This is a genomic window from Microbacterium allomyrinae, from assembly GCF_020682705.1.
Lineage (GTDB): Bacteria > Actinomycetota > Actinomycetes > Actinomycetales > Microbacteriaceae > Microbacterium > Microbacterium allomyrinae.
The window spans coordinates 40,050-63,650 of sequence record NZ_JAGTTN010000004.1 but is presented as its reverse complement, the minus strand read 5'-3'; the positions used below and the strand labels follow the sequence as shown (position 1 = coordinate 63,650).

Genomic DNA, 23,601 nt, shown 5'->3' with positions numbered 1-23,601 from the left:
AGGGGGCACTCACGCGACGCGGCGAAGCGCGTCGTCGAGCCTTCGGTCGGTGACCCCGACGAGGCGCGCCGCCCCGCACAGCCCCAGGATCAGGAAGGCGAGGCCCGATGAGATCGGGAACGCCAGCCCGTCGAAGAGCGCGTACAGCACCGCGGCGACGACCATCGATGCGGCGAGCGCGCGACCCAGCACGCGGATGTCTTCGAACGGGCTGAGCGCGCCGGCGGTGCCGGCACTCCAGACGGCCGTCGCGAAGAGCACCGCGAACGCCAGCACTCCGGCGATGCCCATCTCGACCGTGAGCTGCGCCCACTGGTTGTCGAAGATGTAGTACCGCGGCAGGAACGTGCCGATGCCCGACCCGAAGAGCGGAGACTCCGACACGAGCCTCGTCGCGAACTCGAGCCCGGCGATGCGCGACTGGGAGCTGGGATCGGTGCCGAACCACAGGAACATCCCCACGATCGTGCCGTACAGCCCCGGCACCGCGAGCGCCGTGCCCGCCGCGAGCACGAGGCCCGCCAGCACGACGGCCAGGCGCCAGCGACGCGGGACGGCCGGAATGGTCGCGATGACGGCGACCACGAAACCGATGACGGCCGAGCGCGACACCGCGATGAACGACGCCACCGCGATGAGCGCGACCACGAGCCACATGGCGCGGTCGCGGGCGCTGCGCCCGGGCCGCGTCGCCGCATTCACCGCCGTCGCGATCGCGAGCGGGAAGCCGATGCTGAGTGCGGTCGCGTACTCGAGCGGATGCGTCGCCGTACCCGACGCGCGGGTGAACCCGCCGCGCTCGTCGATGCCGGCGACCCCGCCGGTGAATCCCGGGAGCGAGGTGAAGGCGTCCACGATGGTCGTGCCGGTGAGGAACTGCAGGATGCCGAGAGCGGCGAGCGCGCCCGCGGCGAGCGCGATCCGCCGCGCCATCCTCGACAGATCGTTGACGGTGCGGATGCCGTCCATCGCGACCAGCGCGACACCCGTCCACGATGCCAGGCGCAGCAGTGCCGAGATCGACGGGCTGATCTGATCGAACGGCTGCCCACGCAGAAGCGCCTGCGCGAAGCCGAGCAGGGCGACCACGATCAGAATTCCGAGCGCGACCTTCAGCGGCTGGCGGATCGGGCGCACGGCGACGCTCGGAGTCTGCAGCCGTACGACGACCCACCACGCGAACAGCACCAGCCCCCAGAGGAACTGCGGCCGGCCGTAGGCGCCCAGGGCCGTGATCGCGAGGTTCGACGGAAGGGCGATGAGCAGGATCAGGTACACGGTCAGCATCCAGACGGCGTCGATCGCGCCGACCCCGCGCAGCCCCTGATGGGACTCCGCGGGCATCGGCTCGGGCCGCGTGCGGATCCGCGTCATCTCTCACCCCCGCCGGCTCGGCACTGCCCGGGACGGCCGGCGCGGGCGCGATGCGCGGCCCCGCGCGGCGGCAGCCGGCTCGTCGACGAGGGACTCGGCATCCGGGAGCGACGTGGCCGTCGCCCGGGCAGGCACGGGTTCGTCGTCGAGGATGTCGGGGGGCGGATGCTCGTCGGTGGGCGACCCGGCGTCGGCGGGCGCACCGGAGTGCCGCGCGTCGGCGTCCGGAGCGTCGGCGTCACGAGGATCCGCGTCCGCCGCAGCGACCGCAGGCTCATCGACCAGGGGGTCGCCGGTCCAGGAATCGTCGCGGCCATCCTCGGCCGGGAGATCGTCGTCGCGGCGCTCCTCGCCGTCGCCGTCCTCGGCGTCAGCCGGATCTGCGTCGGCGTCGGCGTCGGCGTCGGCGTTCGCGCCCGTGCGTCCGGGTCGCCGAGAGCGCGACATCAGGATGCCGTCGGTCAGGGCTGCTCCGAGCAGTCCGGCGATGAGCACTGCGGCCGTCGCGACCCCGACCGCCGTGAACCGATCCTTCACCTCGATGCGGCTCATGTCGTCGACCGTCAGGGTGCGGATCGTGATCCTGCCGTCGGGCGCCACGCCCGCGTCGGCCTGGATGTCGTTCAGCAGCCGCGCGGTGTTGTCGATGTAGGCGTCCAGCACCGCCGCGGCGTCCGCGTCGTTGCGCGCCGCGACCGTCGTCACGATGACGGGTGCGCCGGTGGACGAGTCCCGCGCCATGGAGACCTCGACGCCGTCCAGCCCCTCGGTGAAACGGCGCACGACATCCTCGGCCATCGCCGCCCGGATCACGACGTCGGCCGCGGGCGCGAGTCCCCCGACGTACAGGAACGGGTTGGCGTCCTCGGGAATGTCGGTCTCTGCCGGGAGCATCACCTGCGTGGCCGACAGCGCGTGGGTGGGCGGCACGAGCGCCGCCGCCGCGAAGCCCGCCGCGACCGCGGCGAGCAGCACCGGGATCACGATGTACCACCTGCGGACGAACCCTCTCAGTGTGTCGATGACGTTCATCGCTGCCCCTTCCCTTGAACGATGACATCCGGCCCGTGAACGACGACATTCCGCCCCGGGCTGACGGCATCCGGCCGCCGCGCCACGGCATGGCGCCGCCGCTTCGCCGCCGCGGCATCCCCGCGCAGCGCCGCCCATCCCGACACCAGCACCGCGACGACCGCGAGGGCGCCCCACGCGAGCATGCGGGTGGTGCGGGTCGGCGTGATGTGGTCGATCCGCAGCGCCAGCGGGTCGATCGCCGTCGTCACGAAGCCGTCGCCGGTGCCGACGGCGTCCTGCTGAGTCTCGGTGATCGCCTGCACCTGCGCCAGCAGCGCGGCCTGACGTTCGGCCACCCACTCGCGGTCGGGTGAGACGATCTGCAGCTCGATCGCTGCGCGCCGGTAGTCCACCGCCCACTGTCCGCCCGTCGAGGGAATCCCCACGATCACGCCCTGGCGGATCCCGGCCCCATAGAAGGGAGCATCGGCCGACGCGTAGCGCAGCGGCTCGACCCCATCGTTCAGCTCGGTCGCGATGCTCGCCGCGAACGCGATGATGCCCGCCTCGGACGATCCGCCCTCCTCGAACGGCGAGTCCTCACCCGGCGTCGAGAAGGTGACGACGGTGCGGGTGAAGTACAGGCCGTCATCTCGGGCGAAGAAGAGGCCGAGCGCGGCGACGGCGAGGACGACCGCGACCACGACGTACCACCGCCGCAGCATCGCCTCGAGCACATCGCGAACGGTCACGACGCACCCCCTCGGCGCGGGCGCAGCCGCGATGCGGCCACGGTCGTATGCTGACGCTCGTGAGGACCGCGCTCGTGGTGTGCGGGGCGACCCGGCCCGCCGATCCCTCCGGGCCCGGCGGACCACTGCCCTACGGTCTGGGCGCTCTGGAGAAATCGTTCCGGCTCGAATGGTCGGGCGGGACCCCTCGGGGCAGGATCGCGTCGCTGTGCGCGCGCGTCGCGGACGCGATCGCCCGCCGGTACGCGCCGGGCCTGCGGGGGACGGGCGCGCTGTGGGCCGCGCGCGGCCACGACGAGGCGGATGCCGCCCTCGCGGTCTTCGAGGACGTCGGACTGCGACTGGCCCGCCATCGGCGCCCCTACCCGCTCGTGCTGGTCGTGTGCTGGCTCGCCGAGGACCTGCGGACCGCCTCCACCCGTGAACGCGCCTCCGTGGCGCGCGCTCTGAGAACCGTCGAGCGGCTGTGCGTCTACTCGTCCAACCAGGTGCCGATGCTCACGGCATCCACCGGGCTGCCCGCCGATCGCATCCGCGTCATCCCCTTCGGTGTGGACGCCGGCTGGTACTCGCCGCTGCCCACCCCGGCCGGAGGGGGCGGCATCGTCTCGGTGGGCAGCGATTCGCGCCGTGACTACGCCACGCTCTTCGAAGCCGCCGCACTGACGGGCCTTCCGCTGACCCTCGCGTGCGAACCGCGCAACCTCGCCGGCCTCACCCGCCCGCCCGGCGTCCGCATCGTGCGGGCCTACGGCGCCGATTACCGCCGGCTCCTGCACGAGGCCGACGTCGTCGTCACTCCGACGTCCGCGCCCGCATATCCGAGCGGCCAGACCGTGGTGCTCGAAGCCATGGCGATGGGCCGCGCGACCCTCACGACCGACTCGCCGGCGATGCGCGAGTACGTCACCCCCGACGTCGACGGCGTGCTCGTGCGGCCGCGGGATCCCCGGGCGCTCGCCGATGAGCTGGTCGCCCTGCTGGGCGACCCGGCGAAACGCGAGCGGCTCGGGGAACGGGCACACGCGACGGTGCGCGAACGGTTCACCTCCGAGCACATGTGGGATGCCGCGGCCGACGTGCTGCGAGAAGTGCTCCCGCCCGGGCGTGAGCGATGACGCCGCCGTCCACCTCCTAGGCACGGCGCACCTCCTCCACGCGCTCGGCCGGCATCCCCGCGACCTCGCGGATGCGGGCGACGAAATCGTCGGCGCGATGGTGCGCGAGGACATCGGCCCTCGCGCGGCGGCCCATCGCCTCGGCCGCGGCGGGGTCGTCGAAGAGCCGGCGGATCGCATCGCGGAGAGCGGCGGGATCGCCCGGTGGCACGTAGAGCCCGGTCACGCCGTCCACGACCACGTCGTGCTGACCCGCCGTCCTGGTCACGATCACCGGCCGACCCATCGACATCGCCTCCAGGAGCACGCTGATGCCGGCGTTGTTGTCGGCGGCGACGAGCGGGACGACGACGATCGCGGCATCGGCGTACGCCCGGCGCAGCTCTTGCGCATCCATCGCACGCACCTCGACGTTCGCCGGCAGCTCCCCCATGCTCGAGGCATCCACCAGCCGCGTGCGGAACCCGGTGAAGACGCCGACCAGCGACGCCGCGATCACCGTGGGCACCTCGAGCCCGTGGACGGCATACATGAGGGTCGCGAAGTCGCGCTGCGTCTCCCCCGCCGAGAAGATGGTGCGCCGGGCGCCGTCCGCCGGGGCGAAGAACACGTCGTCGACCGGATGCGGGATGCGCACGATCTGCTCGGCGCGGAACCCGAGCCGCTCGGTCGCGACGCGGGCCTGCGTGCTGCTCCAGGTGAGGATCTCGTCGACGCCGCCGCGCACCAGCCGCAACGGGATCCGCACCACGGGCTTGGACATCCAGTCCATGATCGCGAGATGGCGCGGGCGATGCCGATGCCAGAGCAGCACCCCGGCGACGGCGACCGAGTACTTCTCCGCCCACGTCACCACGACGTCGTAGTCGCCGCGGCGTCGTGCGACCTCGAACGCCAGCGCGACGGCGGCAGGCAGGCGACGCAGGATCCGCCCGCGCCACCCCGGAAGCGCGGCGAGGTCGGACGCCCCCAGCAGGTCGAACCCGAACGACTCCTCGATGAGGATGCGGCGCTGCGTGGCACCGGAGAGCTCCCGCCGGCGGCGCTCCTCGCGCGGCACCGTGGAGCGGCCCTCCGTTCGCACATAGAGCACGCGAGGTCGCAGCGGCAGGGCGCTCACGTCGTCACCCCCGCGACGACCGCGCCCTCGCGGGCGGCCACCCCGTACTGCCGCATCCAGGCATCCACCGGGCTCCCCGCCAGCGCCTGCCGGCCGCCGCGGACCTCGTTCCACAGGTGCACGGCGTACGTCGCCGAGGCGAGTTCGAGTCCGCCCGGGCGCCAGAGCACGGCGCTGTCCTCCCATGCCACCGGGTAGAAGACCTCGGTGGCCATCGCGTGGTGGTGCAGCCGCAGCGCCCGGACGACGGCGGTGACCGATGCCGGACCCGTGGCCCCCCACGCGACGTTCTCGATCCGGCGGCGGCCCAGCGCGGCATCCCGCGTCTTCTTCGCCAGCCGTCGCGCGCTGTCGTGCCGCTGCCACCGACTCGGATGCCGGCAGAGCTCGACCAGCAGCGCTGCGGCCCGGTGGCCCGCCGGGATCCGGAGCACGGCCCCGTTGATCACGCGCGGATCCTGCCAGCCGTAGACGAGCTCCGACCGGAAGTCGAAGGGCCGCAGGCACACGACGTCGCAGTCCACCCACCAGCCGCCGCGCTGGAGCAGGAGCATCGCCCGGAAGTAGTCCGAGAAGACGCCGGGCTTCACCCCGCGCGCGCGCAGCACGTCGAACTCGCGCTGCGGGATCACCGCGGCACCGTCGAGCACCTCGGCGCCGCGGGGCACATCGCCCGGGTCGCCGTATGCGAACAGGTGGACGGGATGCCCCTGGCGGAGGAACGACATGATGCTGAGCCGCTCGACGTCGCCGAGGGGGCGTCCGAACCACAGCATCTGGACAGGAGGAAGCTCCGTCGCGGCGGTCGCGGCGGCGGCGGCGGTACGAGCGGAGAGCGGCGGATCGATCATCGTCGTGCCTCCCGAATGCCGCTACGCTCTGTGGCAACCCGTGGTTCTCGAGAGAGGCGATCGCGATGACGCCTCGCAGGCGACGACGAGGACTGATCGAGCGAGTGCGGCACCGCACTCCGCGCTACCTCGCACAGTTCGCGGCGCTGCGCCTCGTGCACCTTCTCGGTGCACGCGAACTCGAGTTCCCGCTGCTGCCCGATGACCTCGCGGACTCGCAGAGCCTCCCGCCGTTCTCGCCGCCCGCAGCGCCGGGGCGCCCGCTCCGCATCGGCTGGCTGACGATTCCCCCGGGCCCGGGGTCGGGCGGGCACACCACCCAGTTCCGCATGATGCAGGCCGCCGAGCGCGCGGGCATGCGCAACACCCTGCTGCTCTACGACCGTCACGCCGGCGACCTCGCAGACCGCATCGACACGATCCGCACGTCGTGGCCGTGGCTGTCGGCCGACATCCGGCCGGTCCCGCCCGAGATACGCGGGTTCGACGCGCTGGTGGCGACCTCGTGGCCGACGGCCCACGTGCTCGCGCGGCGCGGCCGCGAGGGGCAGCGCGCCTATTTCATCCAGGACTACGAGCCGTACTTCTCTCCGCGCGGCGCCGAGTACGCGCTGGCCGAGGACACGTACCGGTTCGGGTTCCGCAACATCGCCCTCGGCCAGATGGTGCGCGACTGCCTGCGCGACGAGGCGGGAGTCGGCAGCGACCTGGTCCCGTTCGGCTGCGACACCGAGGTCTACGCTCTGCAGGAGCACGGCCAGCGACGCCGCGGCGTGGTGCTCTACGCACGGCAGGGAACGGACCGACGCGGATTCACGCTCGCGATGCGCGCCCTCGAGGTGTTCCACGGACGGCTTCCGTCCGAGCCGATCCACGTCTACGGCGATGCGCTCTCGGATGCGCCGTTCCCCGTCGTCTCGCATGGCAACCTCACCCCGTCCGAGCTGAACGATCTGTACAGCACCGTCACCGCGGGACTCGCGCTCTCGTTCACGAACATCTCGCTCGTCGCCGAGGAGATGCTGGCGGCGGGAGTCGTTCCGGTGGTCAACGACTCCGCTCTCGCGCGCGCCGACATGCCGAACCCGCACGTCGCCTGGGCCCTGCCGACACCCCACGCGCTCGCCGATGCGCTCGTCGCCGCCGTGGCGCGCCCCGACCTCGACGCTCACGCGGCCGAGGTCGCGCAGTCGGTGATCGGGCGCTCGTGGCACGAGACCGAGCAGCAGGTCGTCCGGATTCTCGCGGATACGATCACCCCCTCCCCGCACTCGACCGGCTGATGCCGGCATCCCGCTCCGCCGCCACCCGCATCGCGTCGACGAGGCGCTCAGCGACGTGCTCCCACGTCGATTCGCGAGCGGCGGTGCGGGCCGACCCGCCGCGACGCCGTGCTTCGACGGGGTCGCAGAGCGTCTGCATCGCGCGCTCGATCTGCCCGCGGTCGCCGGGGTCGACGGCGATGGCGCCGCCGCCGAGCACCGCGGCAGCACCGCCCTCCCGAGTCGCGACGATCGGCAGTCCCGCCGACGCGGCCTCGAGATACACGATCCCGAACGGCTCGAACCGACTCGGCAGGACGAAGGCCGTGCTCGATGCATAGAGCTCATCGAGCAGGCGCTGCTGCCCGGGATCGTCGCGCCGCAGCATCCCGTGCCCGACGACGCCGGCCTCGGCGAACTGCGGGTGATCGCCGACGACGTGCAGGGTCGCCGTGGGATGCGCCGCGCGCACCGCACGGAACGCGCCCACGACCGCGGCGCCGTTCTTGCGCTCCCAGTCGACCCCGACGAACAGGAACGCCGGGTCCGCTGCCGCAGTCGGCGATTCGCGCAGGATCCGCGGACGATGTCCGATCCCGACGACGTGCACGCGTTCTCGGGGTACCCCGTAGTCGTGCACGAACGAGTCGGCCGCCCACTCGCTGCACACCGCAACCCCGGATGCTGCGAGCGACGAACGCCGCTGCGTCGCGATCCACTCCTCGACGCGGCGCGAAGGGAAGCGCATGAGGCGGGGATCGGAGGACGGATGCCGCCACATCTGGGCGAGCGTCGAGTCGTCGTAGGTCATCACCGGGGCAGGCTGCGCCGTCACCAGTGCCCCGACATCCAGGGCGTCGGACCCCATCACGACCACACCGTCGAGGCGTCCCGCCCCCACGAGCGATCGTGCGAACCCCCGGGTGCGAGCGTGCCGGGCGATGGCGCCACGGTCGGCCACGATGCCGCGGAACCTGCCGGCGCTTCCCGTGGCCGCCGCCGTGCCGTGCGCCGCGATCCTGGTGACACGGCCCGCGCGAGGGGCACGGAGGGCGACCACCGCGCATCCGTACGCCTCGAGCCCGTCGATGAGGCCCCGCGGCGTACCCGACCACAGCTCGCTCGAGCGAGGGTCGCCCCCCGCATGCAGGACGGCGATCCGCACCCCTGCGTCGCGTCCGACTCCGCCTTCGAAAGCCATGGCCGATGTCCTCAATACCCCAGGTACCGCCAGCGCCGCCAGCGCAGACGTCCCGACAGTTCCCGCAGCGCCGCGCCCGCGCGCGCGCCCGCACGGTCGACGCGCGTCATCGCCGGGCCGCGGGAGCGGGCATCCAGTTCCCGCCACGCGGCCAGCCCCCGGAACCCCGGGTAGATCGACTCGCCGAAGGCCACGACATCCGCTGCATCCGCACCCACGACGTCGGCGAGCCCGGGCTGGAGCTCCTCGGTCATCGCGCACGCCCAGCCGAACGCCTCGGCCGCGAGACGCCTGTTCATCAGCCGCCGCAGGCGCGCGGTGCGCCTGGGCGACAACGCGGCGCCGTCGAGGAAGGACTCGTACGCCCGCCGTCGTTCGACGAGGTCGCGCAGCGCCCCCGAGAAACGGGTGCGCATCATGCTCTCGTCGTGCACGCGGCGGTAGGCCTGGTCGGGTCCGTTCACCCGCGCGACATCGGCGACCGCGGCGATCCGCAGCCAGAGCTCCAGATCCCCCGAGTGCGGCAGCTCGGGCCGGTACCAGCCGGCCTGGCGATGAACGCTCGTGCGGACGACCGCTTCGGGGCTGTGGATGATGCTGAGTCCGCGGTCGAACTGGTGGTCGATCCACCGGCTCCCGCGCCACGCCGTCCGCGACGCGAAGCGCACGGTGCGCGTGACGGGCGCCGTCGAGAACTCCTGCGGGTGACCGTAGACGAGCCCGATGCGTCGATCGGCGGCCATGATGCGGGTGGCCCGGTCGAGCGCGCCGGGCGCGAGCAGATCGTCGGCAGACAGCAGCACGACGTAGTCCGAGGTGGCCGTCGGCAGCGCCTCGTTATAGGTCTGGATGTGCCCGCGGTTGACAGGGTGGCTGACCACGCGCACCCGCGGGTCGGCCGCCGCGATCTCGGCGGCGATCGCCGCGCTGTCGTCGGTCGACGCGTCATCCATGATCAGCATCTCGACCGCCACACCCTCTTGCGACAGGATGCTGTCGGCACACGCCCGCAGATACCGGCCGTAGTTGTAGCAGGGCACCACGACGAGCACGGTGGCGGGGACGGCCGGCCGGGGCGGGAGCGTGCCGATGCGCATCATCCCTCCCCTCCTCGGGTGCCGCTCGCGGTCGGCGACGACCGACGCCCGCGACGGGCGCGGTCCACGACGAACCCCCACAGCTCGCGAGACGTGGGCGGCATGAGCAGACGCAAGCCGGCCGCGTGCGCGCCCGTCACCGCGAGCGCGACCAGGGCGAGCGCGACGAGCGGCGGGAGCTGGACCGTCGACAGCAGCACGGCGAAGCCGACTCCGCTCATGAGCGCGAACGCGAGGATCTGCGGAAGCCACAACGTGGCGATGCGCCACCATCCCGTGCGCAGAACCCGCCCCGTCAGGAACCAGCGGCCGCACAGCGCGGCGGCGGCCACCGCGGCGAAGCCCCACGCGATCGCCGCGATCCCGCGGGGGACGAGCAGCAGGGTCGCCGCCAGGGTGGCGACCTCGACGACGGCGGCGTAGCCCAGCCATGCGCCCGGCCGGCCCATGCCGTAGAGCAGCCCGTGGTCGAGCGAGGCGCCGAGGGCGAAGAGCCCTGCCAGCGCCAGCGCGCGCACCGGCTCGATGCTCGCCTGCCACTGCGGGCCGAGCAGCAGCGGAACGACGAGCGGCGCACCCACGAACAGCACGGCCAGGCCCGGTGCGACGACGCCGTACGCCAGACCGACCGCCCGGCGGTAGCCGCCGAGCAGCCGTTCGGGCTCATCGCGCACCTTCGCGAACGCGACGGTCGTGACCGGTGTGATCGCCGAGCCGGTGAGGTCGCGAGCGGTCTGCACGAGCCGCTGCGCGACCCCGTACGCTCCCAGCGCGGCGACTCCCAGCATCCGGGTGATGACGGCGTTCTCGATCCAGAGCCTGCCGATCGCGAGCAGATCGACCGTCACGACCTTCGAGCCGAACCCGAACATCCGGCGGATGTCCGCCGCCGAGATCGCGAACGACGGACGCCAGTGCGCCGACGCCCACGCGAGGACGAGACATACCAGCTGCATTGCGAGCAGCTGCGCGACGAGCGCCCATACGCCCGCCCCGCCGAAAGCGAGGACGAGGGCGAGGATCTGGCCGATGATCGCCGCGACGGCCGTCTGCATCGACAGGGCCCGGAACCTCATCCCTCGGCGCAGCAGCGCCACGGGAGTCGCCGACAGCGACACGATCAGCACGGCCGGTGCGGTCCACGCGATCACCGGCGCCGCCGCTGCGGTGCCGAACAGCGCGGCGATCGCCGGGGCGAGCAGCACCAGCGCCGCCGAGAGCACGAGCCCTGCCGCCGCCGAGAACCAGAATGCCGTTGCGGTGGTGCGGGCATCGAGCCGATCGGCTTGGACGAGATAGGTCGTCAGGCCCATGTCGGCGAGCAGGTAGACGAGCGGAAGCACGGTCGACGCGATGGCGACCAGACCGAAGTCCGCCGGCGTGAGAAGCCGCGCGAGGATGGCGACGGTCACGAAGCCGCCGAGGCGCGAGAGCCAGGTCTGCAGCGTCATCCACGCGACGCTCGTCGCGGTGCGGCGAGCCAGCGGACCCTCGTTCCCGGCGGTGTCACTCTCGGGCGCATCCCGCCCCGCGCGCCCCGGCGGGGGCGGGCTGTCGTGCGGGGCGCGCCGCGTGGTCATCTCATGCCGCCGCTTCGGTGCGCCGGCGCGCGCGTACGCAGGACCGGAGGACTTCCACGACCCGGAGCTGCTGCGCTTCGGTCAGATGGGGGAACATCGGGAGCGAGAGCATCTGCGACGCCGCCCGTTCCGCCACCGGGAACTGACCGGTGCGCACGCCCAGCGGTGCGTAGGCCGCGGTGAACGGGACGGGCGTCGGATAGTGGATGCCGGTGCCGATCCCGGCCTCGGCCAGCTCTGCCATCACCCGGTCGCGATCATCGACCCGCACCACATAGAGGTGCCACACGTCCTCGTTGCCGACGCGGACGCGAGGGATGCGCACCCCGTCGACATCCGCGAGCAGCGCGTCGTATCGCGCGGCAGCCATCCGGCGTGCGGCGTTCCAGACGTCGAGCCTGCGCAGCTTCGCCCTCAGGACGACCGCCTGCACGGCATCCATCCTCGCGTTCATGCCGATGCGGTCATGGACGTACTTCGCGGCACTGCCGTGGCACGAGAGGCGGCGCGCGAGGTCGGCGATGTCGTCGTCGCCGGTGAGCAGCGCCCCCGCATCCCCGGCGGCGCCGAGATTCTTGCCCGGGTAGAAGCTCGTCGCCGCCACCGTCGCCAGAGACCCGGCGCGCCCGGCGGGCGAGCGGGCGCCCTGGGCCTGCGCGGCATCCTCGATCACGGCGAGTCCGTGGCGTGCGGCGATCGGCGCGAGGTGCTCCACGGGGGCGGTCTGGCCGAACAGATGCACCGGCACGACGGCGCGGGTACGGTCGGTGATGGCCGCGTCGGCCGCCACGGGATCGATGAGCAGGTGCTCGTCGTCGACATCGACGAACACCGGGACGGCTCCGATCCGCGACGCGGCTTCGGCGGTCGCGATGAAGGTGTTGGCGGGCATCACGACCTCGTCGCCCGGCCGGACGCCGGCCGCCCGGTACGCCAGTTCGAGCGCATCGGTGCCGTTCGAGAGGGCGACGACGTGCGCCACGCCGATGTACGCGGCGTACTCGCGCTCGAAGGCGTCGATCTCCGGCCCGCCGACGAACCCCGCCGTGGCGAACTGCCTCTGCCACACGGGGAGCACCTCGTCGGCGACCTCGGCGTTCTGCGCCGCGAGATCGAGGAACGGCACCCGCACGCTCATGCTCGCGCCTCCAGCCGGCGGGCGGGGACGCCCGCCCACGTCTCGCCAGCGGGCACGTCCGAGAGGACGACGGCGCCCATCCCGACGGTCGCACGGGCGCCCACCACGATCCCCTGCCTCACCGAGGCATTCATGCCGATGTATGCCGTCTTGCGTATGTGCACTCCGCCGCCCAGCGACACCCCGGCGGCCAACGTCGCGAAGTCCTCCACGACACCGTCGTGTGTCACCGTGCAGTGCGGCATGACGACGACATGCCGACCGAGGCGCGCGTCGGCGGTGACGACCACCCCGTCGAGGAGGATGCTCCCCGCGCCGACGTCACTCGTGCTGCCGATCCGCGCCGAACGGGCGGCGAACGTCTCGTATCGGTCGTCGTGGACGCCGAGGGCACGAAGCCGTGACACTACGCGCCGCCTGCTCGCGCCGTCGCCGATGCACACCAGCAGCGCCTCCGGCCGGTGGGCGGCATCCGCGATCGTGCCGACCACCGCAACGCCGCCGACCTCGGTCCCCTGCCGCGTCTCGTCGTCGTCGAGGATGCCGGTGACCGAGGTGATGCCGGCGGCGAGGACTTCGCGGGCCAGTCCGCCGGCCCCGACGAGCAGCAATGCTCCACTCATGCTCCCTCACCGCCCGGATACCGCAGCACCGCGATGACGCGATCCTGGTCCCGCTCGTCGAGGGTGTGGAACAGCGGCAGGATCAGGGTGCGATCGGTCAGCCGCTCGGTCACCGGCAGGCTGCCCTCGGGCGCCAGAGCACGATACGGCGGCTGGCGGTGCGCCGCCATGATCCCCCGTCGCGCCGAGATGCCGCTCTCGGCGAGCGCGACGAGATAGCCGTCACGGTCGAGCGGGGACTCCTCCAGAATCTCGATCCAGAAGGACTGGTAGTTGCCGGCGCCGTACTCGGGATCCGCCACGGCCCGCAGCCACGGCATCCGCGCGATCGCCTCCTGATAGCGGGCGGCGAGCGCGCGGCGCCGCGCGATCAGCGCGCCCAGCCGCGTCAGCTGCACGAGCCCGACGGCCGCCTGCAGGTCGGTCATCCGGTAGTTGAAGCCGACCTCGCCGTACTCCTCGGGCGGTGCGAGCACCGTGCGGTGCCGATCGGCGGCCGAGACGCTCATGCCGTGCTCGCGCAGGCGCCGCGCCCGCGCCGCCCAGGCCTCGTGCCGGGTCGTCAGCATGCCGCCCTCGCCCGTGGTGAGGAGCTTGCGCGGATGGAACGACCACGCCGCGACCTCGGCCCGCGCTCCGACCGGGCGACCCCGGTAGGTGGATCCCGCGGCACAGGCCGCGTCCTCGATCACCACGATCCCGCGCGGATCCGTGACCGCTCGGATCGCGTCGAGATCGACCGGGACGCCGCCCTGATCGACCGCGATCACCGCTCGGGTCGCCGCAGTCAGCACCGACGCGACGGTGGCGGCCGAGACGTTGCCGCTCTCGGCGTCGACATCGGCGAAGACCGGCCGGGCGCCCACGTAGCGGATCGCACTCGTCGTCGCGATGAACGACAGTGACGGCACGACGACGTCGTCGCCGGGGCCGATGCCCGCAACGACCAGGGCGAGGTGCAGGGCCGTCGTGCAGCTCGACGTCGCGACGGCATCCGTCGCGGCCACGGCGGCGGCGAACTCCCGCTCGAAACGGGCGACCCGCGGGCCTTGCGCGATCCAGCCCGAGGCGATCGTCTCCGCCACCGCCTCGGCCTCCTCCACACCGAGCCAAGGGACCATGACGTCGATCCGCTTCACCGCGGCCTCGGCCTCGGGCGCGCTCACGGCCTCGGCTTCGGGCGCGCTCACGGCCTCGGCCTCGGGCGCGCTCACGGCCTCGGCTTCCGCCACGTTCACGGGCACGTTCACGCCGCGACCCGCTTACGCCCGGCCGCGATCTCGGCGCGCAGCGGTCGCCACCATTCGACGAGCCGTCGAAGGCCCTCGTCGAGGTCGATGCTCGCCTCGAAGCCGAGGTCGCGGCGTGCCGCCGAGGTATCGGCGAGCCGGCGGGCCACGCCATTGACCGCGCGCTCCGGACCGTGCTGGACTCCGAGGTTCGAGCCCGTGACGCGCAGCAGGGCCTCCGCGAGCTCGAGCAGGCTCGTCTCGGTGCCGCTCGCGACGTTGTACGTTCCCTCGACGACATCGCTCGCCGCGGCGAGCACGTTCGCGCGCGCCACGTCGGGTACGCAGATGAAGTCCATGGTCTGCTGTCCGTCGCCGAAGATCAGTGGAGGCATCCCGTCGGCGATGCGCTCCATCCACCGCACGAGGACCTCGGTATAGAGGCCGTGCACGTCCATACGCGGTCCGTACACGTTGAAGTAGCGCAGCAGCACGTAGTCGAGTCCCTGCATCGCGCGGAAGCTGCGCACGAGTCCTTCGCCGAACGTCTTGGCCGCGCCGTAGATCGTGTCGTCGTTCTCGTGATGGTGGCGCTCCCCGGTCGGGAACTCCTCCGCCATCCCGTAGACCGAGGCGCTGGATGCCGCGACCAGCTTCTTCACGCGGTGGCGCGATGCCGATTCGACGACGTTGAACGTGCCGTCCACGAGCACCTCGAGGGCGAGTCGCGGCTCCTCGGCGCACTGCGTGATCCGGATCGCCGCCTGATGGAAGACGACGTCCTTGCCGGCCGTCAGCTCGTCGACCAGACGGGCGTCTCGGATATCGCCTTCGACGAGGGCGATCCGCCCCGAGGCGAACGCCCCCGCCAGGTTCGCGCGGCGTCCGCGCACCAGATCGTCGAGCACGTCGATGTGGGCGACGCCCGCGTCGAGCAGCTGGTCGACCAACGTCGAGCCGATCGTTCCGGCGCCTCCGGTCACGAGCACCTGAGCACCTTCGAGTCTGGTCATGAGAGCTGGAACTCCTCGGTGGGATCGGGTTCGGTGGGTTGGGGTTCAGGTTCGGATCCGGGCGCTTCGGATCGGATCGCGCAGGGCGCTCCGTGAGCGGCCACGCTGCGGGTCGCCGCCTCCAGCACCGAGAGCACGCGCAGGCCCGCGGCGCCGTCGGTGCGCGGTGCCCGCCGCTCGGCGATGGCCGCCGCGAACTCGGTCGCGACACCCGCGAGCGCCTCGCGCTCGGGCAGGGCCGGCGACCAGGTGTCGCCGAGCCGGTACGAGACGCGCGCCGCCCGCGGGTCGGCGCCATTGCCGCCCGCGGGCGCGTCCAGATCGATCCCGCGGTCATAGACGCTCAGGCGCTGCTGCGGGTTCAGGTCGTCCCAGACGAGAGTGCGGCGTGTACCGCCGATCACCATCTGCCGGATCTTGGTCGGGCTCAGCCAGTTGACGTGCACATGCGCCATCACTCCTGCTCTCAGCTCGAGAACGAGGTGTCCCAGGCACGATCGCCCGGCGAGGAGGGGGTCGGAGCCGTGCGCCGAGACGCTGGAGACGTCGAGTCCGCCGGGCAGGACGAAGTCCATGATCGACAGGTCGTGCGGGGCGAGGTCCCAGAACACGTCGATGTCGGGCTGCACGAGCCCGAGGTTGATGCGCACGCTGTCGACGAAGAGGATGCGCCCGAGGAAGCCCTCCTCGATCAGCTCGCGGATCTTCAGGACCGCGGGGGTGTAGCAGTAGGTGTGGTCGGCCATCAGCACGAGGCCGCGTTCGGCGGCGGCCCGCACCATCGCCGCGCCCTTCGCGCGGTCGTCGGCCAGCGGCTTCTCGACGATGACGTGCTTGCCCGCGGCGAGCGCGGCGGACACGATCGCGTGGTGCGTGCGGGCCGGGGTCGCGATGGCGACGGCGTCGATGGCGGGATCCGTCAGCAGGTCGTCCATGCGGGTGGTCACCGCCACGCCGCCGATGCCGTCCGCGACGCGCTGCGCGCGCTGCTCGTCGAGGTCGCAGATCGCGGCCAGCGTCCACTGCGGGCTCGCCCGGAAGTTCCTCGCGAGGTTGGGGCCCCAGTACCCCGCTCCGATCACGCCGATGCTCAGCCGGTCGCTCATCGCCGCTTCCGTTCAGCCCCGGCGGATCGATGAGAGCCGGGCGGATGCCGCGGCAGTGATCGGGCGCCCGCTCCGGGCGCGTTGGAGCAGAAGCCTCGACGCGTGGCGTCGGGGGCTGCCTGAGCAAACGGCGTCGTTCCCCATGAGAATCCCCAAGTCCCCACGGCAGGTCGCCGAGGGGCATGCTGCTGCCGACACCGGACCCCACGTCCGCCGCCGATGAGGGCCTCGCTGCGCGATTCGGGTGGCGCATCGAAACCCATCCCCGCGGGCATTATATCCTTTGCTCGACGCGTCAACACCCCTCCTTTCAATCCGGGGGGATGGTCCGCGCGGCTCCCGAAGGAGGGACATGGCCGAGTCCGCCCGCATCGAGCCCAGCGCCGACGTCTCGGCCACCGCGGCGATCGGCGCCCGAACGCGGATCTGGCACCTCGCTCAGGTGCGGGAAGACGCCAGAATCGGGGCGGACTGCATCGTCGGACGTGGCGCGTACATCGGTCCGGGGGTGATCGTGGGCGACGCGTGCAAGATTCAGAATCACGCGCTCGTGTACGAGCCCGCGCATCTCGAGTCCGGGGTCTTCATCGGTCCGGCCGTGGTTCTGACGAACGACACCTTCCCTCGAGCCGTGAATCCCGATGGAACCCCGAAGTCCGCCGACGACTGGGTCGCCGTGGGCGTTCATATCGCGCATGGAGCCTCGATCGGGGCTCGCGCGGTGTGCGTCGCACCGCTCACGATCGGCGCCTGGGCGCTCGTCGCCGCCGGCGCCGTCGTCATCGCCGACGTCCCGCCCCATGCCCTGGTCGCGGGGGTGCCCGCCCGGCGCATCGGATGGGTCGGAGTCGCGGGCGTGCCGCTCCGCCGCGACGGCGACGACTGGGTCTGCCCGCAGACCGGCGCGCGATACCGCGAGGACGGAGAGGTGCTCACCGCGCAGCAGTGAGGCGGCGGCAGCTCTCCGTGCGTTCGATCTACAGTTCGCCGGGCGTGGTCGCCTGCGCGTCCAGCTCTTCGACGAACCGGCGTGCCGGGCTCGGCTGCACCCCCGCCTTGCGTGGCGCGTAGACCACGAGCGAGTGGAAGAGGAAGCGGACGAAGAACGCGAAGACCAGGGTGATGGCCGTCGCCAGGACAGCGGAGAAGTGCCATGACTCGACCATCACCGCGATGATCGGGATGCGGATGAGGGCCTCGACGTTGTTGAAGGTGAACGACTTCGCGAACCGCATCCAGCCGCTCGATGCGTGCTGGCGCATGTCGTGGAAGACGAAGTGCTCCAGCAGCAGGAAGTTGCCGATGATGGTCACCTCGGCGGCGATGATCGCGGCCACGATGTAGTCGACGCCGAGCTGTGTCAGCGCCCACACGATCGCGACGTTCGCGACCGCGCCGAGCCCGCCGATGACGGCGAACAGCGACATCTTGCCGAAGCGCAGCGCGGTGAGCTGGGTGAGGAAGTGGATGCCCTGACGCATCGACGCCTTCGATTCTCCGGCGTGGCGGTCGGCGAAGTCGAACGGGACCTCCGCGATCCGCAGCGGTCGTCGCGCGAGGATCTCCAGCAGGATCTTGAACCCGCGGGGTTTGAGGACCGCCTCGTCGACGCTGCGCCGATCGATCAGGAAGAACCCGGTCATCGGGTCGGTGACGTCCTTCAGCCGCACCGGGAACATCGCCCGGGTCACCGCGGTGGACGTCTTCGACACCACCACGCGCGTGCGATCGGCCAGCCCGTGCGCCGTGCCGCCGCCCGCGTAGCGCGACGCGATCACGACATCGACGTCGCCGCGTGAGAAGCGGCTCCACAGCTCGGGGATCTTCTCGGGCGGGTGCTGCAGGTCGCCGTCGATCACGAGGCACGCGTCGGCCTCGGCGGCGGCGAATCCTTCGAGCACGGCTCCGCCCAGTCCGCCGACGGGGGCGTCGCGGTGGATCACGCGCACAGGCAGAGGTGCGGATGCCGCGGCCTCGCGGATCACGTCGGGGGTGTCGTCGGAGCTGTCGTCGACGAAGACGATCTCGGCATCGATCCCGGCCGTCGCCGCGACGACACGACGAACGAGCTCCACGACGTTCGGAGCCTCGTTGTACGTGGGGACGATGATCGACAGTTGCACTGCCGATCATCCTGCCACGAGCACGGATGCAATCGTTCGAGTGCGACAGGGCCTCGTCCGGCCCTCGCCCAGGATGCCTCGGCGAGAATGGAGGAATGACCTCCCCCTCGAGCCTCACCGTCTTCGGCGCGGACTGGTGCCGCGACTGCGTCCGCACCAAGCGCCAGCTCGACGACCTCGGCGTCTCGTACACCTACGTCGATCTCGTCGCCGACCCGGCGGCCGCCGATGTCGCCCGCGACATCTCGGGCCGCACGAACATCCCGGTCGTGCTCTACCCCGACGCCACGCACCACGTCGAACCGTCGAATGCCGCCGTCGAGTCCAAGCTGCGGGAGCTCTCGCTCATCTGACACCGCACGGCACAGGCGCGCCGGGCGCCCTCGCTGATTAGGCTGAGCCCGTGAGCGAAGGCGTCGAGCGGAACACCCGGACGATCGAAGGCACGGTCGTCACGGACTTCGCCGATCGCATGAGCTACGGCGGCTATCTCGATCTCGGCACGCTGCTGTCGGCCCAGCGGCCGCTGAGCGATCCCGAGCACCACGACGAACTGCTGTTCATCGTGCAGCACCAGACCACGGAGCTGTGGCTGAAGCTCGTCCTGCACGAGCTGGGCGCGGCGTGCCGGCTGCTGCGCGAAGACGAGCTCGCTCGCGCGCTCAAGTGCATCGCGCGGGTCAAGCACATCCAGAAGACCCTGACCGAGCAGTGGTCGGTGCTGGCGACGCTGACTCCCGCCGAGTACGCGCAGTTCCGCGGCGTGCTCGGCAACGCGAGCGGTTTCCAGTCGGCGCAGTACCGCGCGGTGGAGTTCACTCTCGGCAACAAGAACGCGGCGATGCTGCGCGTATTCGAGGCCGATCCCGCCTCGCAGGAGCTGGTGCGCCAGGCACTCGAGGCGCCCAGCCTGTACGACGAGTTCCTGCGGATGCTGGCGCGCTCGGGCTACCCGATACCCGCCGATGTGCTCGAGCGCGACGTGACCCTGGCGTGGACGTTCACCCCCGAGCTCCTGCCCGTCTTCGTCGAGATCTACACGGACCCGCAGAAGCACTGGGCGGCGTACGAGGCATGCGAAGAGCTCGTCGATCTGGAGGACAACTTCCAGCTGTGGCGATTCCGCCACCTGAAGACCGTCGAGCGCATCATCGGACTCAAGAGCGGCACCGGCGGATCCAGCGGCGCGTCGTTCCTGCGTCGAGCGCTCGAGCTCACCTTCTTTCCCGAGCTGTACGCCGTACGAACGGAGCTGTGATGAACGGCCACGACCCCTTCGCGCTGCGCGCCCTGCTCGGCCCCGACGCCGCGCTCTGCCGACGCGCCATCACCGGCGAGCAGGGGGTGTCGCTGCCTCCCTTCATCGACCACCACGTGCATCTGCACCTGATCGACGAGGGTCCTCTCGCCGCCGGGGGCATCGCCGGAGTCGTCGACCTGGGCGGCGACCCCGTCGCCCTGGCGCAGCGCGATCATCACGGCATTCCGCGAGTGGCATATGCCGGCGCCTTCCTCACTGCGGTGGGCGGATACCCCGTCGGCCGGTCGTGGGCGCCCGCCGAGATCGCACGCGAGATCAGCAACGCCTCGACGCACCCCGGTGTGCCCGGCGGCGCGGCGACCGCCGTCGACGAGCAGGCCTCGTTCGGGGCATCCGTCATCAAGGTGTCGCTGAACCGCGTCGACGGACCCGTCTTCGACCCCGACACGCTCGCCGCGGTGGTCTCGAGCGCGCGCGAGCGAGGGCTGCCCGTCGTCGCGCACGTCGAAGGCGAGGGGATGGCGCAGCTGGCCCTCGACGCCGGAATCGACGCACTCGCCCACACGCCCTTCACCGAGGCCGTCGGCCGCAAACTCACCGCGCACGCGGTGACGGCGGGGCAGGTGTGGGTCTCGACGCTCGCCATCCACGGCGCCGGCGACGAGGCATCCGAGAACGCGCGTATCAACCTCGCCGGCTTCGCCGCCGCCGGGGGACGCGTGCTCTACGGCACCGATCTCGGCAACGGCGATCAGCCGGTCGGCGTCCACCCGGCCGAGGTGGCCGCCCTTCACCGTGCGGGCGTGCGCGGGCCCGCGCTGATCGTGGCCATGACGGATCCGTGGCCCTCGAGCGTTGCGCCGACGGGTGTCTGCACGTTCGTCGCCGGGCCCGCGCCGACGACCCTCGACGAAGTGGCCGCATGGCTGGCGGGCGCGTGCGTCGTGCCCGCCGAGGAGCTCATCCATGACGACCACTGACCCGGCCCGTGCGGACACGGCGGACGTCGCCTCCGGAGCGGACGTGCTCGACGGCGACGCGCTCGCTCTCGACGCCGCCGACGCCCTCCGCGCATACCGCGACCTCTTCGTGGGCGCCGAGACATCGCTCGTGTACTTCGACGGCAACTCGCTCGGGCGCCTGCCGCGCGCGAGCGTCGACCGGCTTGCGAGATTCGCGACCGACGAATGGGGCGGGCGCCTCATCCGCGGGTGGGACGAATCGTGGATGCGGCTGCCGTTCGCGATCGGCGACACGATCGGCAGGGTCGCGATCGGCGCAGCCGCGGGGCAGACCGTCGTCGGCGACTCGACGACGGTGCTGCTCTACAAGATGGTCCGGGCCGCGTTCGACGCGGTCGTCGCGGCGGATCCCGCCCGCGTGGAGATCGTGGTCGACCGCGACAACTTCCCGACCGACCGCTACCTCGTCGAGGGCATCGCCCGCGAGCGCGGTGGGCGTCTGCGATGGCTGGATGTCGACGTGACGACCGGCGTGACCGCCGAGGCGCTGCAGGCGGCTGTCGGACCCGAGACCGCCGTCGTGCTGCTGTCGCACGTCGCGTACCGATCGGGATATCTCGCGGATGCCGCCTCCCTCACGCGCATCGCGCACGACGCCGGTGCGCTCATCGTGTGGGATCTCTGCCACTCGGCAGGTTCCGTGCCGGTCGAAGCGGATGCGTGGGCCTTCGATGTCGCCGTCGGATGCACGTACAAGTACCTCAACGGCGGACCCGGCTCGCCCGCCTTCGCGTACGTCGCCGCCGGGCTGCAGGACCGACTCGCCCAGCCGATCCAGGGATGGATGGGCACCGCCGACGTGTTCGCGATGGGCCCGTCCTACGTTCCCGCGACCGGGATGCGCCGCTTCCTGTCGGGAACACCGCCGGTGGTCGGCATGCTCGCGATGCAGGACACCCTCGCACTCATCGAAGAGGCGGGAATCGCCGCCGTCCGCGCGAAGTCCGTGGCGCTCACCGAGTTCGCGGTGCGGGTCTCGGATGCCCTGCTCGCGCCGCACGGGGTGACGATCGCCTCGCCGCGCGACCCCTCCCGGCGAGGAGGGCACGTCACGCTGTCGCACCCGGCGATGCGGGCGGTCACGGCGCGGCTGTGGTCCGCCGACGTGATCCCCGACTACCGCGACCCCGGCGGCCTGCGCATCGGGCTCTCCCCGCTGTCGACGTCTTTCGCCGAGACCCTCACGGGCCTGCGTGCCGTCGCCGACGCCGTCCGCGCCGAAGGCTGACCCCTCGCTCGTGTCCGTCTCCTCCCTCCGCCTCACGCGCGGCACCATCGCCCGCTACGCGACCGGGTCGCTCGGCACCGGCGGGTTCGCGACGCTCCCCGGCCTGGTCCTCACCTACTACCTGACGGACTCGCTCGGCGTGGCCGCGCTCGCGGCCGGACTCGTCATCACGGTCGCAAAGGTGTGGGACGTCGTCATCGATCCCGTGATCGGCGCGCTCACCGACCGCGACCTCGCCCGCCACGGCTCGCGCCGGCGGCTCATGCTGATCGGCGCGCTCGCCCTGCCGCTGCTGTTCGCGCTGACCTTCGCGGTGCCGCCCGCGCTCGGCCCCGTCGTCGGGGCGATCTGGGTGCTGATCGCCTTCACGCTCACCGCGACCGCCTTCAGCCTCTTCCAGGTGCCGTACATCGCGCTCCCGGCCGAGCTCACCCCCGACTACGACGAGCGCACCCGCCTGCTGACATGGCGCGTGGTCGTGCTGACGTTCGCGATCCTGCTGTTCGGCGCCGGAGGGCCGGCGCTGCGCCGCTCGGCAGAGGACCCGGTGCTCGGCTACCTCATCATGGGCGTGGTCTCGGGCGTCGTGATCGGCATCGGGATGCTGGTGGCAACGACCGTCGCCCGGCACCCGGCCCGCGAGACGAGGGGACGACCCGCGGTCGGCGAGAGCTCCTCCGCCGGTCGCGTCTCCCCTCCGCCCGGTGCCGAGAGCGGGAACGGGGGCGGGACGGCTGCCGCGGAGCGCGTGAGCATGCGCACGCACTATGCGTCCGGCATCCGGGCCCTTCGGCGGAGCCTGCCGTTCCGCGCGCTGCTGGCGACCTTCGTGCTGCAGGCTCTCGCGACCGGGCTCATGCTCGCCGGCGCGCAGTACGTCGCGACGTGGGTGCTGCACGATCAGGCCGCCGTCGAGCTGCTGTTCATCGCGCTGATCGCACCGGCGCTGCTGGCCGCCCCCGCCTGGGGCGTCGTCGCCCGCCGGATCGGCAAGGAGCGCACGTTCGCGATCGCCAGCGTCGTGTTCGCGGCGGCGGCGCTGTCGATCCTCGGGGTGCTGTGGGCGCCGGGCGCGTGGATCTACGTGCCCGTCGGCATCGCCGGAATCGCGTATGCCGGCCTGCAGTCGCTGCCGATGGCCATGCTCCCCGACGTCATCTCGCACGACGAGCAGCAGAACGGCCCCGGCCGCGCCGGCGCGTTCAGCGGTGTGTGGACCGCGGGCGAGACCGTCGGCTTCGCGCTCGGCGCGATGGTGCTGTCGATCATCCTCGCGGTGACGGGGTACGTCTCGTCGACCGCGGGGCAGCTGGTCGAGCAGCCGGATGCCGCGATCACCGGCATCGTCGTCAGCTTCAGCGTGGTGCCGGCAGCGCTCATCGCGCTCAGCCTCGTCACGCTCGCGCGGTACCCGCTGCGACGGGTCGACATCGAGGCTCACCGCGCGGCCGACATCCAGTCGCAGCCCGGCTGAGACCGCGTGCCGACA

The 23,601-nt window shown here is 72.0% G+C and carries 22 protein-coding genes; 8 read left to right on the top strand and 14 right to left on the bottom strand.

What is annotated here, in order from left to right:
* Positions 1-9: 9 nt before the first annotated feature.
* From KEC57_RS12630 to KEC57_RS12620, 3 genes are read right to left on the bottom strand one after another with little or no spacing between them, the layout of a single operon-like run.
* Positions 10-1,374 carry an O-antigen ligase family protein gene (locus KEC57_RS12630; protein WP_229384991.1) on the bottom strand — a complete coding sequence of 455 codons (1,365 nt, stop codon included), beginning with the start codon at positions 1,372-1,374 and terminating at the stop codon, positions 10-12.
* A 3-nt stretch (positions 1,375-1,377) separates the two neighbouring features.
* Entirely contained in the window at positions 1,378-2,406 is a 1,029-nt protein-coding gene (locus KEC57_RS12625; protein WP_229384990.1) for a hypothetical protein, read from the bottom strand.
* Complete coding sequence (locus KEC57_RS12620) at positions 2,403-3,140, bottom strand: hypothetical protein (protein WP_229384989.1); 738 nt, start codon at positions 3,138-3,140, stop codon at positions 2,403-2,405. Before KEC57_RS12620 ends, KEC57_RS12625 begins: the two co-directional genes overlap by 4 nt.
* Before the next feature lie 59 nt (positions 3,141-3,199).
* On the opposite strand from KEC57_RS12620, the gene KEC57_RS19115 reads away from it, so the two are divergent.
* On the top strand, positions 3,200-4,258 hold the full coding sequence (locus tag KEC57_RS19115) for a glycosyltransferase family 4 protein (protein WP_229384988.1): 1,059 nt from the start codon (positions 3,200-3,202) through the stop codon (positions 4,256-4,258).
* A 16-nt stretch (positions 4,259-4,274) separates the two neighbouring features.
* Here KEC57_RS19115 and KEC57_RS12610 read toward each other — a convergent pair whose 3' ends face one another.
* Both KEC57_RS12610 and KEC57_RS12605 read right to left on the bottom strand, forming a co-directional pair.
* The gene (locus KEC57_RS12610; protein ID WP_229384987.1) at positions 4,275-5,378 is read right to left on the bottom strand and encodes a glycosyltransferase family 4 protein; all 1,104 of its coding nucleotides are present in this window, start codon (positions 5,376-5,378) and stop codon (positions 4,275-4,277) included.
* Positions 5,375-6,229 (bottom strand): hypothetical protein, encoded by an 855-nt coding sequence (locus KEC57_RS12605; RefSeq protein WP_229384986.1) that lies wholly within the window; start codon positions 6,227-6,229, stop codon positions 5,375-5,377. The genes KEC57_RS12610 and KEC57_RS12605 overlap by 4 nt, the downstream gene beginning before the upstream one ends.
* A gap of 65 nt (positions 6,230-6,294) precedes the next feature.
* On the opposite strand from KEC57_RS12605, the gene KEC57_RS12600 reads away from it, so the two are divergent.
* Positions 6,295-7,512, top strand: a complete 1,218-nt coding sequence (locus KEC57_RS12600) for a rhamnosyltransferase WsaF family glycosyltransferase (protein ID WP_229384985.1) — start codon at positions 6,295-6,297, stop codon at positions 7,510-7,512.
* Here the strand turns inward: KEC57_RS12600 and KEC57_RS12595 are convergent.
* From KEC57_RS12595 to KEC57_RS12560, 8 genes are all read right to left on the bottom strand, one after another.
* Positions 7,484-8,692: a glycosyltransferase family 4 protein gene (locus KEC57_RS12595; protein WP_229384984.1), complete on the bottom strand. Its 1,209-nt coding sequence runs from the start codon at positions 8,690-8,692 to the stop codon at positions 7,484-7,486. The two genes, KEC57_RS12600 and KEC57_RS12595, sit on opposite strands and share 29 nt — an antisense overlap.
* 11 nt (positions 8,693-8,703) lie before the next feature.
* On the bottom strand, positions 8,704-9,792 hold the full coding sequence (locus tag KEC57_RS12590; RefSeq protein ID WP_229384983.1) for a glycosyltransferase: 1,089 nt from the start codon (positions 9,790-9,792) through the stop codon (positions 8,704-8,706).
* Complete coding sequence (locus KEC57_RS12585) at positions 9,789-11,369, bottom strand: lipopolysaccharide biosynthesis protein (protein ID WP_229384982.1); 1,581 nt, start codon at positions 11,367-11,369, stop codon at positions 9,789-9,791. Before KEC57_RS12585 ends, KEC57_RS12590 begins: the two co-directional genes overlap by 4 nt.
* Before the next feature lies 1 nt (position 11,370).
* Positions 11,371-12,507 (bottom strand): DegT/DnrJ/EryC1/StrS family aminotransferase, encoded by a 1,137-nt coding sequence (locus KEC57_RS12580; protein ID WP_229384981.1) that lies wholly within the window; start codon positions 12,505-12,507, stop codon positions 11,371-11,373.
* Positions 12,504-13,130 carry a NeuD/PglB/VioB family sugar acetyltransferase gene (locus KEC57_RS12575; RefSeq protein ID WP_229384980.1) on the bottom strand — a complete coding sequence of 209 codons (627 nt, stop codon included), beginning with the start codon at positions 13,128-13,130 and terminating at the stop codon, positions 12,504-12,506. The genes KEC57_RS12580 and KEC57_RS12575 overlap by 4 nt, the downstream gene beginning before the upstream one ends.
* Positions 13,127-14,251 carry a DegT/DnrJ/EryC1/StrS family aminotransferase gene (locus KEC57_RS12570; protein WP_229385262.1) on the bottom strand — a complete coding sequence of 375 codons (1,125 nt, stop codon included), beginning with the start codon at positions 14,249-14,251 and terminating at the stop codon, positions 13,127-13,129. Before KEC57_RS12570 ends, KEC57_RS12575 begins: the two co-directional genes overlap by 4 nt.
* 125 nt (positions 14,252-14,376) lie before the next feature.
* Positions 14,377-15,372 (bottom strand): NAD-dependent epimerase/dehydratase family protein, encoded by a 996-nt coding sequence (locus tag KEC57_RS12565; RefSeq protein ID WP_229384979.1) that lies wholly within the window; start codon positions 15,370-15,372, stop codon positions 14,377-14,379.
* Positions 15,369-16,478 (bottom strand): Gfo/Idh/MocA family protein, encoded by a 1,110-nt coding sequence (locus KEC57_RS12560; RefSeq protein WP_229384978.1) that lies wholly within the window; start codon positions 16,476-16,478, stop codon positions 15,369-15,371. The genes KEC57_RS12565 and KEC57_RS12560 overlap by 4 nt, the downstream gene beginning before the upstream one ends.
* A 352-nt stretch (positions 16,479-16,830) precedes the next feature.
* Here KEC57_RS12560 and KEC57_RS12555 point away from each other — a divergent pair, with 352 nt between their 5' ends.
* The gene (locus KEC57_RS12555; RefSeq protein ID WP_229384977.1) at positions 16,831-17,427 is read left to right on the top strand and encodes an acyltransferase; all 597 of its coding nucleotides are present in this window, start codon (positions 16,831-16,833) and stop codon (positions 17,425-17,427) included.
* 28 nt (positions 17,428-17,455) lie between these two features.
* Here KEC57_RS12555 and KEC57_RS12550 read toward each other — a convergent pair whose 3' ends face one another.
* Positions 17,456-18,601, bottom strand: a complete 1,146-nt coding sequence (locus tag KEC57_RS12550; protein ID WP_229384976.1) for a glycosyltransferase — start codon at positions 18,599-18,601, stop codon at positions 17,456-17,458.
* A gap of 95 nt (positions 18,602-18,696) precedes the next feature.
* Between KEC57_RS12550 and KEC57_RS12545 the strand changes: the two genes are divergently transcribed.
* From KEC57_RS12545 to KEC57_RS12525, 5 genes are read left to right on the top strand one after another with little or no spacing between them, the layout of a single operon-like run.
* Positions 18,697-18,954, top strand: coding sequence for a glutaredoxin family protein (locus tag KEC57_RS12545; RefSeq protein ID WP_229384975.1), 258 nt, complete (start codon positions 18,697-18,699; stop codon positions 18,952-18,954).
* A gap of 50 nt (positions 18,955-19,004) precedes the next feature.
* The gene (gene kynA / locus KEC57_RS12540; protein WP_229384974.1) at positions 19,005-19,859 is read left to right on the top strand and encodes a tryptophan 2,3-dioxygenase; all 855 of its coding nucleotides are present in this window, start codon (positions 19,005-19,007) and stop codon (positions 19,857-19,859) included.
* Positions 19,859-20,842 carry an amidohydrolase family protein gene (locus tag KEC57_RS12535; protein ID WP_229384973.1) on the top strand — a complete coding sequence of 328 codons (984 nt, stop codon included), beginning with the start codon at positions 19,859-19,861 and terminating at the stop codon, positions 20,840-20,842. Before kynA ends, KEC57_RS12535 begins: the two co-directional genes overlap by 1 nt.
* Complete coding sequence (locus KEC57_RS12530; RefSeq protein WP_229384972.1) at positions 20,829-22,112, top strand: kynureninase; 1,284 nt, start codon at positions 20,829-20,831, stop codon at positions 22,110-22,112. Before KEC57_RS12535 ends, KEC57_RS12530 begins: the two co-directional genes overlap by 14 nt.
* A gap of 10 nt (positions 22,113-22,122) precedes the next feature.
* Positions 22,123-23,586 carry an MFS transporter gene (locus KEC57_RS12525; RefSeq protein WP_229384971.1) on the top strand — a complete coding sequence of 488 codons (1,464 nt, stop codon included), beginning with the start codon at positions 22,123-22,125 and terminating at the stop codon, positions 23,584-23,586.
* The last annotated feature ends 15 nt before the right edge of the window (positions 23,587-23,601 follow it).